The following is a 16,590-nucleotide window of genomic DNA, read 5'->3' as shown; positions in this document are numbered from 1 at the left end:
TTATTTCGGGCTGATACTTCAACGTTTGACACATGAGGCAGGACTTATCCCCTTGTTTTAATAGAAAAAATTTGAGACAATGAAACGTGGATTATTAAGTTTTGAAAAGAGGATTAACAATGAATAAAGAATCCATCTATGGATTGACCTTTGATCAGCTGACCTCATGGCTGCTCCAATACGGTCATAAGAAATTCAGGGCCTCCCAGGTCTGGGACTGGCTTTATAATAAGCGGGTAAGCGATTTTGCAGAAATGATGGATGTGAATGCAGGGTGTATCGAATTGCTGGCCGATCATTTTGTAATTCAAACCTTGGAAGAACATACGATGCAGGAATCAGCTGATGGAACCGTTAAGTTCTTATTCAAGCTGAACGATGGCAATCTGATCGAGACGGTACTGATGAGACAGAAGTTCGGATTGTCTGTATGTGTTACCACCCAGGTTGGCTGCAACATCGGCTGCAGTTTTTGTGCGAGCGGGCTGCTGGCCAAGAGCCGTGATTTATCCAGCGGCGAGATTGTTGAACAAATTATGAAGGTCCAGCTTTATCTGGATCAAGCGCAAAAAGATGAATTGGTGAGCCATGTCGTGGTCATGGGTATCGGCGAGCCGTTTGATAATTACGCTAACCTCGTTGACTTTCTACAGATCATTAAAGACAACAAGGGATTAGCCATTGCGGGAAGAAGAATTACCGTTTCCACCAGCGGCCTTGCCGGCAAAATCATTGAATTTGCGGATGCCAATTTGCAGGTAAACCTGGCTGTCTCCTTACATGCGCCTAATAACGAGCTGCGGACGCGGATTATGAAAATCAACCGTGCCATTCCTATAGAGAAGTTAATGCAGGCCATTGATTACTATTTGGAAAAAACGAACCGGAGAATTACAATCGAATATATTCTGCTTAAGGATGTAAACGACCGGAAAGAGCATGCGCTGGAGCTTGCTGAACTGCTAAGCAGCAGAAAACAGCTCGCCAATGTGAACCTGATTCCATACAACCCCGTCGATGAACACAGCCAATACCAGAGAAGTGAACGGGAGTCGGTACGGGCGTTTTATGATACGCTCAAGAAACAGGGGATTAGTGTCAGCACCCGTCTTGAACACGGTACGGATATTGACGCAGCGTGCGGACAGCTAAGAAGCAAACAAATTAAAGCCTCCGCGGTTCTCCATAAAGGCATTGCTGAACAAAATGTGGTACGATGATGGGGATTTTTCACAAGAGAGGCTGATAAAAAGATGTTAACAATCACGGACTACAGCGTTGAGCAGTTGAAGGACCCGTTCGGCATTTTAACCGGCAAGCGGTATGAGTTTTTGCTTGATCTGGATATTCCGGAGGAGGATGAGCTCCACTCTGAGAATGGAGTATGCGCACGGGTAATCGTTAAGGTAGACGAGGAACAGTTCAGCATAATCAGCAATGATTTGCTGGAGAGAGGGACGAACCAATTGCTTGACTTCGATATGGAAGCTGACGAGGAAGAGGCTGTAATTCTTTTTTGCAAAGAGCATTTGCCGGCCGAATAATGCACAAGAGCCTCAAGCATGACCTGAGGCTTTTTTTTATTGCTGGGACAACCAATCCCCAAGAGGATCAGCCTTTTTACTGCTGCAGTATAATCTTGTAGTCTTTCTTTAGATAGTTGTGAATTCTTTTAAAATCGTTTTCGTTCAGCTCCATAAGCAGCTTGTTCTTCTCATGTCCCAAGATAATACCGATGGTCTGAGCGGCTAGGGCTGTTGTCGGCATGATCCGGGCACTGCCGTAAGCTTTTATGGCAGCTCCCACATTCTTGCCCACAACAAGCACATTCGTATAGGACTTCAGCTCAAAGGACCGTAGTGGCAGACCGTAGCGGTCAGGCTTACCAAAGTCAATGCCTTTGGGCATCACACTTGTTCCCTGGAGATCAATCGCATAGCCGCCGATACTGACGTTGTCCCAAAACATCCTGCTTCCCATTACATCTGGATAATCAAGTACATACTCGGTTTCGTACCGGTTATAGTCGCGGATATATAAATATTCTGGAAAGCCGTTCAATTCAGCTCTGGCAAAGCCGGGCATGTTCTTACGCAAAAAAGCCAGAATGCCAGGCGCTTCAATCCGGGCTTTTGTAATGGCTGAGTGCACCGACTTAGGATCGGAGGGATTAACATCATATAGTAACAGACCGTTAATGATGACCTGTCCGTTCTTTTGGTGGAATGCATTTAGCCCCCTCAGACTTAGCTGCTTGTCCAGCGAAGTATAATTCTTTGTAATATAGCTGAATCCGGTAGCAAAGCGCTTGTCCACATAGGTATTGGGGCCATATTTTTTGCGGACATTTGTTAAGGGGTAATGTTTCAGGACTGTCTTATGGAGCTTTTTCCAATCGACTTTCCTGAATTTCAGCATATAAGTAGCGGCCATATAATGGGGCTGCTTGCCCTTATAGAGACTCTCCATTCCGGGAATACGTCTGCACCCAAGTCTGCCGGTTAAGGCACTAAAGTCTGTGTTTTCAACCCAATACTTGGACTGGATCGTCAAGGAGGCTTCGTCTTTGGTATGAAATGTCATGGATTTCAGTGTCTTGTTATTCGTACCCGAGAGTGTATTCAGCGAGTCAATGACAATTCCGCTTTTGATGGGTATCCCTGTACTGATCTTGTCATAATAGGCCTGGAAATCTGCAGTCTTCCGGATCTTTCCGGCTTTATATTTCTTGAAAAGTCTCTTTATCTCCCCCTGAACAAGACTTTTATGTTTGTTGTCATTAACATCATCCAGAAAGAACATTTGCGCCTGAACCAGCTCGCCGCCCGGTTTACTTCGCGGGTCCAGAATCAGCACATTTAAGCCAAGCGCACGCGCTTCCCTTGCCAGCAGCACGCCTTGAATCTCGCTTCCGATGACAACAACATCATAGCTATTGGGGGCTGCTGCGGTTAAAGCCTTGGTATGTACGGTTACCGGGACTGAAGAGGTTGCCCGCAGTAACAAGATAAAGGCAGTAATGAGTATTCCTGCGAGGCTAAGGGACAACCGCATCTTCGTAAACCTGAATTTCATTTACCGTGCTCCTACTCCATATTTAGATTCGAAAGTGTAGGCATATTATAGGCGTCCGTCATACATGTTATTCTCAGCTTCCGGGTTGTCCTGCGCGGATAAAGCGCCCTTATTTTTGCCATCTTTATCGATTATAGGGTAGAATACAATAAAGCAGTTAAATAGGAGTTGTAGAAATGTCAAATGATGAAGTGTTCCTGACCAAAGAAGGATTGGCAAAGCTTGAGGATGAATTGAAGGAGTTAAAAACGGTCAAACGCAAAGAATTGGCGGCCCGTCTAAAATTAGCGATCAGTTATGGGGATCTGAAGGAGAATAGTGAGTATCACTCGGCCAAGGATGACCAGTCCTTCATGGAAACCCGGATTATGATTCTGGAAAAGATGTTGACCAAGGCCAGGATCGTTGATGAAAAGAGTATGGATATGACAGCTGTCAGTGTCGGCTGTGTTGTGATTCTGAATGACCTGGAGTACTCCGAGAAGATTGAATATCGGGTTGTGGGACCGGCGGAAGCAGATGTGCTGGATAATAAAATTTCCTATGAGAGCCCGCTCGGCAAGGAACTTATCGGGAAAAAAATTGGCGACATTATCAATGTCAACGCACCCATGGGAATCATCAAATACGAGCTGCTTGAAATACGGGCATTTTAATTCTAACGGTAAAATAGATGATATAAACCAAGACGCCAGTCCTTTCGCGAATGAAAGGACTGGCGTCTGTTTTTTGATATAAGTCTCATTGATAAACGGGTTCACTCTGAATACTGGTTTCATCCCTCTTCTCAAGGGCACGGCTCCATGCGGTCAGGATTACCGCACCAAGCACCATTAAAGCACCTACCCAGGTGGTATGAATCAGACCGATGGAGTCTGTAACGACACCGCCCAGGTATGCTCCAATCGCAATCCCGGCGTTAAAGGCGGCAATATTGACGGCAGACGCCACGTCTCTTGCACTCGGCGCAAACCGGTCTGCCAGCATGACCACATATACCTGTAATCCGGGCACATTCATAAAAGCCAACAATCCCATGAAGAAGATCGTTATCAACGCGGCGATTTTAAAGGGAGCGGTAAATAGCAAAACCAAAAGTACGATGGATTGCAGGGCAAACATATAGAATAAGGCAGTCATGGGCCTGTGGTTTGCAGCTTTTCCTCCAATTACGTTCCCGATGGCGATAGCAATTCCATAGATCAACAGGATGCCGGCGACCGTCTTTTCCTCAAATCCGGTTATATCATGCAGTAAGGGAGATAAATAAGTAAAGACAACGAATGTGCCTCCGTATCCCAAGGCCGTGATCGCAAAGGCAAGCAGTAAGCGTCCATTGGTTACCAGTTTAACCTGCTCACGCAGCGGTGTTTTGGTTCCCTTGCGAAGACCTGAAGGAATCAAAACAATGTTAGCTACGAAGGCGATAATACCGACAGCAGCGATTCCGATAAAGGCGGCACGCCAACCAAGCTGTTGTCCGAGAAAGGTACCCAGGGGAACTCCGGTAACGGTTGCTACTGTAAGTCCCGTGAACATAATCGATATGGCACTAGCCCTGCGGTTGTCGGGTACGAGATCTGCGGCAATGGTCGAAGCAATCGACATGAATAGTCCATGTGCCAGTGCAGATATGACGCGGGCTGTCAGCAGTACAGTAATTCCATCCGCAGCGGCGGCAAGACCGTTGCCCGCTATGAAGACGATCATTAGTGCAAGCAGCAAGGCCTTGCGGGAGATGACCGTGGTCAGGGAAGTTAAGACAGGAGCCCCGAAGGTTACTCCCAAAGCATATAAAGTAACGGTTAATCCGGCTGTTGTCACGGATATATTCAGGTTCTCAGCAATTAGAGGAAGAAGCCCTACGCTGATGAACTCAGTGGTTCCAATGGCAAAGGCGCTTACAGCCAATGCAAGCAGCGCCAGGGTGCTGCGTTTTTTATCTAATGACATTTCCACCACTCCTACACTATGGTAATTACCGGCCGGTAAGTGTTATTATGAATGAGCCGGGTGGAAATAGACAGTACGTACTTGTAAGTACTATAGGTACTAAAAAGTACCCATTAGCAGAATTTGGAGGTAAGAGATGATGATTAAAAAGAAATATAATATATCTGTAGAAGCGACCCTGGAAGTGATCGGGGGAAAGTGGAAATGCGTAATCCTCTGTCATTTAACGCATGGAAAGAAGCGGACAAGCGATCTGAAGCGTCTTATGCCAGGGATTACACAAAAAATGCTTACGCAGCAGCTCAGAGAATTAGAGCAGGACGGGATTGTGAACCGGATCAGTTATAACCAGGTTCCTCCGAAGGTGGAATACGAGCTGAGTGAGTACGGGAACAGCCTGACATCAATATTAGACTCCTTATGTGCCTGGGGGGAGAATCATATCATCAAAGAATACGGCGATAAGTTTGCTGTATTGGAGGATAATATACTTAATAAATAGGCAGGGAATAAGCAGTCTTGTTGTTGCTGTCTGTTTGGTTAATCTAGTGGCGGGCCTTGAATGTAATTACCGTATTGCGATGCATATTCCTCTAACTGTTCGTCGCTGATCCCCCGAATTCCGCTTACAATAAAGGGTCTCCGGAAGGTCATGCCCAAGAGATTGGCTGTTGCCTGAAAAGGCCGCAGCAGTTCACTGTAGGTGTAATGATTAGGCCCTCCAGCCTGGTAAGCTTCCTGAGGACCACCCGAGGAGATAGCTATTATTAGCTCTTTGCCGTGGAGCTTGTAGCCACCTGTACCGTAGGCCCATCCGTACTGAAGTACGGTATCCTGCCATTTTTTCAGTAAGGAGGGTGAACTGTACCAATAGAAGGGGAACTGAAGCACGATGCGGTCATGGGCCTCCAATAACTGCTGCTCATGGACAACGTCAATGTTTTCATCGGGATAGGCTGTATACAGATGATGCACGGTGACGTTGGCTCTTTCCTCTGCTTCTGCGGCCAGGCGCTTGTTAATTCGGGATTGATTAAGCTCGGGATGAGCCATAATAACCAGTGTTTTCACTTGATTTGACATAGAACCACTCCTCAACAATATTTTGTGTGTACATACAAAATAAAACTTAAAAAAATTATTCTCTCTCCAGCTTATCGCTTGTATCTTCAATTTGCCGGGACAACAGTCCGGAAGCCTCTATGCCAAGAATGGCCTCATATCTAAGGAGCAGATTTCTGGATGCGCGAACAATCGTCTCCTCCAGCTGCTTGCCTTTATCCGTTGGATAGATAAGCACGGTCTTCCCCTGTACCTTGCGTTCAACCAGCTTCTTGCCTTCGAGCTTGTCCACAAATCGTGTAACGGTAGAAGGTGCAATGTACAGCTTCTCCGATAACTCTTTCTGAGAAATACCAGGAGCTCCGTTAACAAGACGAATAAGGTAACCATACATAGGGGTCAATCCGGTTGGGGCAAATTCTTCCTCGGCCATTTTTGTAATCACGCGGCTCAAACGGTTGGCATTGAAAAACAGGCAGCTGTGCAGAAATTCCTGGGCCATAAGAGATACCTCTTTTAATGTTTATTTTGTATGTACAACTAATATATAAGGTTTTGATAATGCTGTCAATCAGCTAATCCCTAAAGACAACATCACCCGGGCCGGAGCAGTAGAAATGACTTATAATGCACTGGCATCTATATAAGCGCATCCCGCCCCGGCCGGGGATTGTCATAAGGGCTATTGCTCTGTCAACGCCTCTATTAGAGCATCACCCTGAGCATTGACGCGAATGGTAGCAAATTTGGCTTTGGATTGAACGTCAAGTCCGGTTCCTTCCGGAACAAAAAACGTCTCAATACCATAGCGGATGGAACCCCACCCGTTTAATTTTCCGTTAATTACGACTTCTGCGTCAGACAAGGCTTCCCCACTCTTATAGAAGCGATTCAAGACATAAACGCCCCTGTCATCCCGTGAGAGCACTACCTTTACTTTATGTTGTCCACGGTAGTCTTCCAATTCGGTTGCAAAGGGCTCCGGGGGATTAGAGATACTGTAATTCAGAACAATATAATCGCCTTGAAGAAGGGATCTGGGATCAAGGGGTGTGATCTCCAGCTTAACCGTTGTGCCTGTTGTTAATAATACCTCGCTTCGTACCGCCTGAACCCCCAGAAATCCGAACTGTACCAGAATTACTATCGCAATCAGCACCACATTTCTCCGCAGCAATCCATTCTGCATCCCGCCAATCTCGGCAACATCGGTTCGCCGGGCAATGATATAGCTTACCGTAATGGCGATAACCCCTAATAGAGCCAGTGTTATCGATTTATGCAATAGCGACCAGAATAAATCGTAATATTTGTAGACCAGAAAGGCGAACCAGAATATCAGGCTCAGTCCGGTTTCCAAGGATTGCTCCCGACGCAGAAATCCGAAGACCAAGAGGGTAACCACAGTGAAATTGAGGATATTGAACACCTCATACGAATAGGGGAAGATGTCTCCCAGAAAGGTTAGCCAGAACAAGAACAGCAAGCTGAAGAAAAGAGCACCGGTTCTGACATGCTGGCGTAGCGGGCTTTCCGGGAAGGTAAAATGAAGAGCATACAAAACTGCGTTCAGGAGGGACAGCAGGAGTATGACCCAAGTGAACTCATTGCTCAAAGTCTCGAATGCTTCAAGCAGTTCAAACAGAATGACGGCAACATTGACATTAAGGAGCCCATAGATGAAAAAACGCTGTTTGCTTCCTTTCAGCCTGATCCACCCAGCGATTGAAAGGACTATGAAAAAGACGGATAAGCCCAGTTTGTCAATCCATACAATGGATATCATGCCGGTAATATAACCGATAGTAAGTACCGTATACCTTACAACAGGATTGAGCCGCGGGAGTAATATCATGGGAATAATAAACAGCAAGGCCAGAGCCAGCAAGGAATACTCAGGATAATTTAAATCTGAAGCCACCAATACAATTCCTATTAGAGAAACACTTCCGATGAATACCCCAACTATGGTAACGATCACGGAGACCACCCTGCCCACCAGCACATGATTGTGATCCCCGGATTTCTTCCTGGGAGTTTCTTCGGCATCCTCGGGACTTTGATTTCCAAGCTTGTTCAAGGTGCGGAAGAACCATACATTGCAGGTCAGTAATAAAGCAACAAACACCAGCCCAAAGAAGAAAAACGCGATAGAGGCATGTCTGGTAGCAAGCTCGATAAATTTAAATACAGCGAAAGCAGATGCAGCCAGAGCATTTAGGGTAAGAATGGATTTATTCAGCCGGATATGGATGAAATAATAGAAACCCATTCCGATTGCCGCCACACAGGCGATATTCATCCAACCGCCATAGGTCTCAAATTCCCATGAATTCGTTAATACCAGCAGTGAAACGTGGAAGATGATAAAGCTAATAACCCGGAGCGGTGCAGATTTTAACCTGTTCATTTCCGTAAGAGCAAACAGGATGAGATTAATTACAGCAAATAATATACCAATGAACATGAGCGTCTCTTCACTATGAACAACAAACATGGATGAGGGAAAGAAATACAACCATAAACTAAGGTGTACCAGCGCATAGGACAGGACATAAAACGGGTTATACCGGGTAATCCAAGCGAATAATATCGCAGGTACTGCCCATATCATGAAAATGGTATAGCTATCGGCATGGGAGTTATAAATCTGATGAAGCAAAGCTACAGCCGTACCAAAGGAGATGTAGCCTCCCAATAGAAATACATTGGAGAGAAAAGCATGAAGCGCGGGCAGTGCCTTGAAACGGGTTAGAGCATAGGATACAACGTAAAACATCAGCACCAGTCCCGCAGAAACAAAAACTTTCTCTATCCGGTCCAATCCGCCCCAGTTCGCCGCAAAGAAATAGATAATCGCTGCCAGCACTAAAGAAACACCCAACGTCAAGCCTGTTCGTACGCCATTTAACCGAAACATGGGGTTCACCCGCCCTTTTTGTAGGTACCTTCTCATTATAAACGTAAATACAGGTACCTCCTAGTCGGACTTTTAACGTTCCTTATGCGTCTCATCCACACTTGCCTGAATGGTAATTCCGGAGAACAAGACAAAGCGTTGGCAATTCCTGATTTCAGCAGGAATGCCAACGCTTCTCATGTTGGAGTATAATTTTCTGGATAAATCGGCGATGGTTTAGCGGGATTTTTTTCTTGTCTTCCGGCGGCGGTTGAGTGTGGCCTTATTTAAGGCGCGCCCTCCACCACCAACGGCCTGCTGCTGCCTGGTGCCGGGACTGTCAATCGCGGAGTTGGTTCCGCCTGTGCTGTAGGTTCCCCCGCCGCTGGCCACCTGGGTAGCCGAAGAGCTCTTATTGCGCTTGGAGAGTTTGACGGTCTGAGTATTGACAACGACCACAACCTCCTTGCCACCGGGAAAGCCTGAGCCGTTCATATACCTGCCGCGTGGTCTGCCCGGTCTGCCGTGCTTGCCTTGTCTGCCCAGGTTAGTCGCATCTCCGCCGGCTCCCACACTCTGCTGCTGGCGTGTATAGGGTGAGGCGATAGCCGCATTATTGCCGCTGGCACTGCTTCGTCCAGCTCCGCTGGCAATCTGTGTGGTATTAGGCGCATTGGTATATTGGTTATTAATAACGTATACAAGCCGATCAATTCCCGCCAGTGGAGTCTTGGTGATTACGCGTCGTCTACCTTTTTGGATAATAACAGTAATCCTGTCGTTCCTGTTCGCCACCGCAATCCATCCTTCCCTGATAAGGTTTCCCTTACCATTAATGCAGCATGGAAGAAAGGGTGTGCAATAAGGGCGTTTTAGGCCTGAAAACAAACGATTGCCCGGGAGAACGCTCCAATAGCTGCAATATGCTGAAGCCAGTACGACTTATTCGAAGCTGTATTTAATCCCCCACTGCTCTCTGACCCGGCTCATAATATCCATTACATCCACAGACAGATCCAGGGTTTCCCTGCTCCGGCCGGCAATATACCGCTGCATATCTTCAATTTCATATTGCAGGGCTTTAGCGGTTTCACCGGCCTCGATGGTTTCAAGGGTACCGTCCAGATATTGAATGGTTGCTGCGGAGGCACGCGGGAAATTGTCGACCGTAATGAATCCCAGTTCTCCGGCAACGACGCCCCGCTTGGGCATTTTTGCTCTCATTGTCAGGGAAATAACGGCGAGCTCATCGACATCGTTCTTCAGGATAATTCCCGATTGTTCATCCACCCCGGTCTCGAAGGGTTTTACTGTAGTCAGGATCTCATGCGGCTGTTTCGACAGAAAGAATCTGGCAAAGGACAGTGCGTAGGTACCGATATCCAGCAGAGCTCCTCCGGCGAGATCTTTGCTGAAGAACCGGTTGGTCACATCATATTCTTTATGGCTGCCGAAGGAGACCTGGATCATTTTGAGCGGGCCGATTTTTCCTTCATCAACGATCTGACGCAGCCTTTTGTATAGAGGCATATGATAGAGGGTCATGGCTTCAGCAACCACCAGCCCATTCTCTTCTGCGAGATGAACGATTTCCTGGAGCTGCTTGCTGTTTACGGTAATCGCTTTTTCACACAGGACATGCTTGTGGTTGCGCAAGCTCTCCATAATATATTCATAGTGATTGCTGTGCGGCGTGGAGATATAGACGACATCAATTTCCGCATCCTGCAGCATTTCGCTGTAATTGCCATAGGCCTTCTCCGCACCATATTGCTTGGCAAAATCCCGGGCCTTCTCCAGACTGCGTGAGCCTACCGCATACAGAGTTCCATTCATTTCCTGAAGAGCGGCCGCAAATTCTGCAGCAATATTGCCCGGGCCGATGATGGCCCATTTCAAGTTATCCATGTATAGCACCCCGTTCTTGTTTAGTCACGACCCTGATGCCTTCTGCTCCGGCCACAAGGACGTCTGTCACTTCATGGGTAAACAGAGAGGTCTCGATTACGCCGCAGATGTTCTTCAGGCGGTTCTGCAGAGTTGGAGTGTCGGTGACTTGTTCAAAAAAGACATCCAGCAGCAGATGCCCGTTGTCACTGACGGTATATCCGTCTTTGGCCGTGCTTGTTCTAAGGGCCGGTTTGCCGCCCAAGGTTATAACGGTATTCTCCACATACCCTAAGGCATCCTCCAAAATTTCCAGCACGACCGGGTGCCTGAAGGTTAGCCGCTCAACAAATTTACTCTCATCAACAAGCAATATGTAATGTTCCGCCATGCTGGCAATCAATTTTTCTTTCGTATGGATGCCGCCGCCGCTTTTGAGCGCATTCAAATCCTCATCCACCTCATCGCAGCCGTCAAAAGCTACGGATATGTGGTGTACCGAAGAGGAAGGGAGGACCTCCAGCCCGCTCTCCAGGCAAAGTTTTCGTGTTGTGAAGGAAGGGGTAACGATCTTAACCTTCAAATCATCATTCCTGATATATTGGATCAAAAAAGAAATGGTACTGCCGCCGCCCAGACCGATAATTGTGTTGTTCTTGATATACTTGAGAGCTTCCTTGGCACAGCTTTTCTTGATATCATCACTATTCAATTTCGTTTCATCTCCATCCCGTATTGATATTTAGCACGTTTGTGCATTATGATATAATATGTGCAGAATTTGATTTTAGTATATAGTGGACCCTTATATCTGTCAAACCAGAGATGCAGCGGAGGTATTATGATGGGACGGAACGAGGATAAGAAAGTATTAATTAAAATTGCCCAAATGTACTACGAGCAGGATATGACACAAAGCGAGATTTCCAAGGAACTGGGTATCTACCGGACAACAATCAGCAGATTGCTGAAAAGGGTGCGGGAAGAGGGCATTGTCACAATCACGATTAATTATGACGGAAATGATCATATTACGCTGGAGCAGCAGTTAAAGGAACGTTTCGGTCTTAAAGAAGTCATAGTTGCACAGGTTGATCCGGCGGAATCGGGTCGTGTAAAACGCAAGGCGATAGGACAGGCTTGTGCTAAATGGCTGGATCGGGTCGTTCAGAAGGATGACGTGGTTGGATTTTCCTGGGGGAGCAGTCTGGCGGCGGTAGTAGAAGCGCTCGAACCCTCCAAGAAGCCGCTGGTAACTTGTGTGCCTACCGTTGGAGGGCCGTCCGGAAAAGTGGAGAGCCAATATCATGTGAACAATATCTGCTATCAGGCGGCATTGAAATGGGGTGCCCGTTCGCTGATGATTGATGTGCCCGCCATCACAGAGCGCAGGGAAACCAGGGATCAGCTTATGGAAACAGAGCATCTGAAGGGCATTGCGGAGCTGTGGGATAATCTTAACATTGCTATATTCGGAATTGGTTCGCTTGAAATGCAGGGACAGGAGGTGTGGCGCGGCTTTTATGGGGATGCGGTCATAGGGGAGCTGGAATACGGAAAAGTGGTCGGGGACATTTGCTCACGTTTTTTTGATATACAGGGTAACCCTGTCCATACGGGGATATCCCATCGAACCCTTACGATCAAGCTGGAGCAAATCCGGCAAGCGCGCTATTCCGTGGGTGTGGCCGAATCGCTTGATAAAGTCTCGGGCATCATTGGTGCTTTGAACGGGGGATATATGAATGTGCTGGTTACAACACAAGAAACAGCGCAGCGAATGTTGGAAATGACAAATTAAATGGAACATAATGTACTTCATGAAACCACTCTGAAAACATTCAGTATTAACGTGAAACTTTTCCTTGTAACGACAGTACATTGCGTGTAATATATACAAGTATTTAAAAAGACACCATTCATATAACTCATATAATCTTGGGAATAGGGCCCATAAGTTTCTACCGGATAACCAATGAAATTATCCGACTATGAGTGAAATAGCGCATCTAGGGTTCCGCTTCTTTGCCGCCCCGGCAAGGAAGGACAGGACCGAGCGTTGCGGGCACATTTCGTGTGTTACACCACCAAGGGACAAAAACCCAGAAGGACAGATTCACTTGAGAGAAACAGCTCAGGGAATCTGTCCTTTTTTTCATTATTTAGAAGGAGCGATCAACGCAAACATGAAGGTACTTGAAGAACGCATTAGGCAAGAGGGGTTGATTCTGTCCGATACCGTGATGAAGGTGGACTCGTTTCTCAATCATCAGGTCGATACGGAGCTGGCGCTGGCCATCGGGCAGGAATTTAAATCGATTTTCGGTGATCGTCCTATCACAAAAGTGTTAACGATTGAAGCAAGCGGCATTCAGTTTGCGATGGCTACAGCCATTGCCCTGGGCGTTCCGTTTATTTATGCCAAAAAGAAGAAGGTAGTCACACTGGCCGAGGGCGTATATTCCGCACCTGTTCATTCGTTCACCCGGGGCGAGCATTACCAGATCAGCGTTTCGCAGAAATACCTTGGAGCTGACGATCATGTGCTGATCGTGGATGATTTTCTCGCTACGGGTGCGGCGCTTGTGGGTCTGGTTGATATTGTGAAGGAATCCGGAGCAGGACTGGCCGGGGTAGGCTGTGTAATTGAAAAGAGCTTTCAGGAAGGTCGCGGGCTGCTGGAGGACATGGGGGTTACGGTCCACTCGCTGGCCCGGATTGCCTCCATGTCCCCTGGACACGTGAATTTTATAGAGGATCATAATACTGGCGAATTGATTAAGGAGAGTGTAGCAGGATGTTAAGTAAACAAAAGGTATTTGCTCTAGGACTTCAACACGTATTAGCTATGTATGCCGGAGCTGTAATCGTACCGCTGATTGTAGGCGGGGCACTCGGGCTGAATGGCACACAAATGGCTTATCTCATCGCAGCTGATCTCTTTACTTGCGGACTGGCTACCCTTTTGCAGGTAATGGGCACCAAATACTTTGGCAGCAGACTTCCGGTTGTTCTCGGCTGTACTTTTACTGCGGTTGGCCCGATTATCGCCATTGCTTCAACCTCTAATCTGGCAACAGCTTATGGTGCCATTATTATATCCGGTGTTTTCGTTGTATTGGCAGCCCCGCTCTACGGCAAGCTGCTGAAGTTCTTCCCGACCATAGTAACGGGTTCTGTCGTCACTATTATTGGTCTTTCCCTCATTCCGGTTGCCATGAACAACGTTGCCGGCGGCCAAGGCAGCCCTGAATTCGGCCAGCCCCGCAATTTGCTGCTTGCGCTGATCACGCTGCTCGTCATTCTGGCGGTGAACCGTTGGGCGACAGGATTCCTTCGTTCGGTTTCCGTGCTGGTAGGGTTAGTAGTGGGTACGATCGTTGCTTATGCCATGGGTTTGGTTCATTTCTCATCCGTCGGATCTGCCTCGTGGGTCAGCATTGCCCAGCCGTTCTACTTCGGCACGCCTCAGTTTAACCTGACAGCAGTAATCACGATGATTATTGTGAATATTGTCAGCATGGTGGAATCTACCGGAGTTTATTTCGCCGTTGGAAAAGCGACGGAGCAAAAGGTAGAGAAGAAGCAGATTGTTAACGGACTGCGGTCTGAAGGACTGGCAATCATGCTGGGCGGAATTTTTAACGCATTTCCGTATACTGCATTTTCCCAGAATGTCGGCTTGATCTCGCTGACCCGCGTAAAGACCCGTAATGTTATTTTTGCGGCAGGCGGTATTATGGTGGTGCTGGGTCTGCTGCCTAAATTGGCTGCTCTGACGACCGTTGTACCGAATGCGGTGCTGGGCGGCGCGATGATCGTGATGTTCGGCTCGGTTGCGGTTTCCGGAATGGCGATTCTGTCCGAGGTTGATCTGCGCAAGGATGGCAATCTTCTGATTGCTGCCTGCAGTATCGCTGTCGGCCTGGGTTCGGCTACCCTGCCTTCGATGTTCGACCAGCTGCCGGAATTCGCCAAAATGCTGCTGCAGAACGGTATCGTATCCGGTTCGCTTACGGCGATTATTATGAATATTTTCCTGTCCAAAACCAAAGAGAGTGCGGTGCCTGCTGCTTCGCAGAAAGCTTCTTAAGCCTTACGGGTGGCGACACATTCTGAATTATTCGATTTAAGGGAGCAGCCTGTATGGTCAATGTCATTAAGATAAGCTCAAAGATAAGACTGGGAATAAAAATGGAATCCGAAACGGCATGGGAAAAAGCCCTGTGCCGTTTGTTTTTTTGGTGCAAGCAAGAAAAAAGCGCACAGCAAACAAGCGGACGGAATATCCGCTTAAAAAAATGTTCATACGAAACGAATTATGCTACTCTGTAGACGAAGCTAACGACTGATTTCCAGCGGATTTTGCGCGTATTCTTCTGCCCTGGGCGAATGGGTCGAATCGGCAAAATGTTCTTGCGAATCAGTGCTTCTACATCGGGCGGGGGTTCATCGTCCCGTGAGCGCAGGAAATGTCTACAAACGTGAACGGCAACCGTGAAGTTGACTTGGTAGGGGTGCCGTTTATCCATTTGGGAAATGACGACGTGCGAGGTCATCATTTCAGCGAAATTGTACAGGATCATTCTTGCAAAAATCTCTTGGGTGATGGACTCTTGTCTCTTTGCGTGAAAATTCGTCAGGCCGACGGTGTATTTCAATGCCCGGAAAGAGGTTTCAATGCCCCATCGCATGTTATAAATGGACTTGATTTCATCGGGTGGGAAATCAGCGGCAGAAAGATTCGTAATGACGGTTTCATAAGCGCCACCCGGCAGGACGAAACGGACAACCCGAAAGGAAATCGGGTAAAACAAGTTCTCGTGCAAATCTAAAAAATCAAAGGTAGACGTGGAAGGGACGAACTTGTACATCTCAGGATGAGCCTTGACCTCTTTGGTTTGTTTTTTGGTGAGTGTCAGATGAACGTCCATATCAAACGCTCCGCCAGAGGGCAGATGCAAGCCCGAAAGAATGCCATTCGAATCCAAATCCTTAACCCGTATGACATAGCTCCACCCTTTGCGTTCCATATGCGCGAAATTGTTGTAACTTTCATAACCCCTATCGGCAGTAACAATGGTTTTGCCTTGAATGGGGGAACGGTCAACCATGGCAGCCAGCGCCCTTCCCTCGTTGCACAACCTCCGTGGCTGAATAATGGCATCCACGTAAAGTCTGTTGCATAAGTCATAGGCTGCATTCAAATGCAGAAGGTTGTAGCCTTTCGTGTTCGGTTGACTTTGGAAATAGGTATCCGTGTCCGCCCGGTCGGTTGCGATATGCAAATCCGAACCGTCAATGGCAAGTAATCGATACCCTCGGTAGTCCTTGATATCCGTATAGGATTGCGTAAATTCGTGAAACAAGAATTCCACAGCAGACGGCAGGATTTTATTCCTCTGTTGGACAAAAGCAGAAGTGGTTGCGGTGTTTACGTCATAGCCCTGCGATTCCAAGAGTTCCTTGTAAAGGCTGTTTCCTCCCATGGAAATCAGGAGTTGCATGACCGTTTCAAAGGGCAGCTTTTTCTTTCGGGTAAAATCTTTTTCAGGGTTTTTGACAAAAGGAGCGGGTGCGGCTGACATTTTTCGTATGAGGGATGTCAGCGTTTTTTTTAGCGAGATCGCGTACTCATCCATTGGCGTAACCTCCTCGTTTTTTCAAGGGGCTTCGCCACACATTTCCATCTGCTTGTCAAGTTCTTTTTTTAG

16 protein-coding genes and 1 riboswitch are annotated in these 16,590 nt (G+C 47.3%); of the genes, 7 read left to right on the top strand and 9 right to left on the bottom strand.

Annotated features, from left to right (window positions below; translation table 11 throughout):
* The first annotated feature begins 119 nt into the window (after positions 1-119).
* Positions 120-1,220 (top strand): 23S rRNA (adenine(2503)-C(2))-methyltransferase RlmN, encoded by a 1,101-nt coding sequence (rlmN, locus tag PaeBR_RS23380; RefSeq protein WP_410512816.1) that lies wholly within the window; start codon positions 120-122, stop codon positions 1,218-1,220.
* 33 nt (positions 1,221-1,253) lie between these two features.
* On the top strand, positions 1,254-1,544 hold the full coding sequence (locus PaeBR_RS23375; protein WP_410512815.1) for a DUF6509 family protein: 291 nt from the start codon (positions 1,254-1,256) through the stop codon (positions 1,542-1,544).
* A gap of 76 nt (positions 1,545-1,620) precedes the next feature.
* On the opposite strand, the gene PaeBR_RS23370 is transcribed toward PaeBR_RS23375, so the two are convergent.
* A complete protein-coding gene (locus tag PaeBR_RS23370; protein WP_410512814.1) occupies positions 1,621-3,075 on the bottom strand; it encodes an FAD-dependent oxidoreductase in 1,455 nt (484 codons plus the stop codon).
* A gap of 176 nt (positions 3,076-3,251) precedes the next feature.
* On the opposite strand from PaeBR_RS23370, the gene greA reads away from it, so the two are divergent.
* Entirely contained in the window at positions 3,252-3,731 is a 480-nt protein-coding gene (greA, locus tag PaeBR_RS23365; RefSeq protein WP_410512813.1) for a transcription elongation factor GreA, read from the top strand.
* Between the two features lie 85 nt (positions 3,732-3,816).
* On the opposite strand, the gene PaeBR_RS23360 is transcribed toward greA, so the two are convergent.
* Positions 3,817-5,028: an MFS transporter gene (locus PaeBR_RS23360; RefSeq protein ID WP_410512812.1), complete on the bottom strand. Its 1,212-nt coding sequence runs from the start codon at positions 5,026-5,028 to the stop codon at positions 3,817-3,819.
* A 139-nt stretch (positions 5,029-5,167) separates the two neighbouring features.
* Between PaeBR_RS23360 and PaeBR_RS23355 the strand changes: the two genes are divergently transcribed.
* On the top strand, positions 5,168-5,530 hold the full coding sequence (locus PaeBR_RS23355) for a winged helix-turn-helix transcriptional regulator (RefSeq protein WP_410512811.1): 363 nt from the start codon (positions 5,168-5,170) through the stop codon (positions 5,528-5,530).
* A gap of 38 nt (positions 5,531-5,568) precedes the next feature.
* Here the strand turns inward: PaeBR_RS23355 and PaeBR_RS23350 are convergent, their stop codons facing one another.
* The 6 genes from PaeBR_RS23350 to rpiA all read right to left on the bottom strand — a co-directional run bounded on the left by PaeBR_RS23350 (position 5,569) and on the right by rpiA (position 11,588).
* Positions 5,569-6,111 carry an NAD(P)H-dependent oxidoreductase gene (locus PaeBR_RS23350; protein ID WP_410512810.1) on the bottom strand — a complete coding sequence of 181 codons (543 nt, stop codon included), beginning with the start codon at positions 6,109-6,111 and terminating at the stop codon, positions 5,569-5,571.
* A gap of 55 nt (positions 6,112-6,166) precedes the next feature.
* Entirely contained in the window at positions 6,167-6,592 is a 426-nt protein-coding gene (locus tag PaeBR_RS23345; protein WP_410512809.1) for a MarR family winged helix-turn-helix transcriptional regulator, read from the bottom strand.
* A gap of 180 nt (positions 6,593-6,772) precedes the next feature.
* Positions 6,773-9,010, bottom strand: a complete 2,238-nt coding sequence (locus tag PaeBR_RS23340; RefSeq protein WP_410512808.1) for a GDYXXLXY domain-containing protein — start codon at positions 9,008-9,010, stop codon at positions 6,773-6,775.
* A gap of 216 nt (positions 9,011-9,226) precedes the next feature.
* Complete coding sequence (locus PaeBR_RS23335) at positions 9,227-9,751, bottom strand: hypothetical protein (protein ID WP_410515290.1); 525 nt, start codon at positions 9,749-9,751, stop codon at positions 9,227-9,229.
* Between the two features lie 180 nt (positions 9,752-9,931).
* Positions 9,932-10,897 carry a Gfo/Idh/MocA family protein gene (locus PaeBR_RS23330; protein WP_410512807.1) on the bottom strand — a complete coding sequence of 322 codons (966 nt, stop codon included), beginning with the start codon at positions 10,895-10,897 and terminating at the stop codon, positions 9,932-9,934.
* Complete coding sequence (gene rpiA, locus PaeBR_RS23325) at positions 10,890-11,588, bottom strand: ribose 5-phosphate isomerase A (protein ID WP_410512806.1); 699 nt, start codon at positions 11,586-11,588, stop codon at positions 10,890-10,892. The genes PaeBR_RS23330 and rpiA overlap by 8 nt, the downstream gene beginning before the upstream one ends.
* Before the next feature lie 132 nt (positions 11,589-11,720).
* Between rpiA and PaeBR_RS23320 the strand changes: the two genes are divergently transcribed.
* The 3 genes from PaeBR_RS23320 to PaeBR_RS23310 all read left to right on the top strand — a co-directional run bounded on the left by PaeBR_RS23320 (position 11,721) and on the right by PaeBR_RS23310 (position 14,969).
* Positions 11,721-12,677, top strand: a complete 957-nt coding sequence (locus PaeBR_RS23320; RefSeq protein WP_410512805.1) for a sugar-binding transcriptional regulator — start codon at positions 11,721-11,723, stop codon at positions 12,675-12,677.
* 107 nt (positions 12,678-12,784) lie between these two features.
* A riboswitch (purine riboswitch) is annotated at positions 12,785-12,888 on the top strand.
* 174 nt (positions 12,889-13,062) lie between these two features.
* Positions 13,063-13,680: a xanthine phosphoribosyltransferase gene (locus PaeBR_RS23315; protein WP_410512804.1), complete on the top strand. Its 618-nt coding sequence runs from the start codon at positions 13,063-13,065 to the stop codon at positions 13,678-13,680.
* Positions 13,674-14,969 (top strand): nucleobase:cation symporter-2 family protein, encoded by a 1,296-nt coding sequence (locus tag PaeBR_RS23310; protein WP_410512803.1) that lies wholly within the window; start codon positions 13,674-13,676, stop codon positions 14,967-14,969. Before PaeBR_RS23315 ends, PaeBR_RS23310 begins: the two co-directional genes overlap by 7 nt.
* Positions 14,970-15,195: 226 nt before the next feature.
* Here the strand turns inward: PaeBR_RS23310 and PaeBR_RS23305 are convergent, their stop codons facing one another.
* The gene (locus PaeBR_RS23305; RefSeq protein WP_410511435.1) at positions 15,196-16,518 is read right to left on the bottom strand and encodes an IS4 family transposase; all 1,323 of its coding nucleotides are present in this window, start codon (positions 16,516-16,518) and stop codon (positions 15,196-15,198) included.
* Positions 16,519-16,590: the final 72 nt, after the last annotated feature.

The organism is Paenibacillus sp. BR2-3 (assembly GCF_046529485.1).
GTDB lineage: Bacteria > Bacillota > Bacilli > Paenibacillales > Paenibacillaceae > Paenibacillus_AQ.
This window is presented reverse-complemented; position numbering and strand designations above follow the sequence as displayed.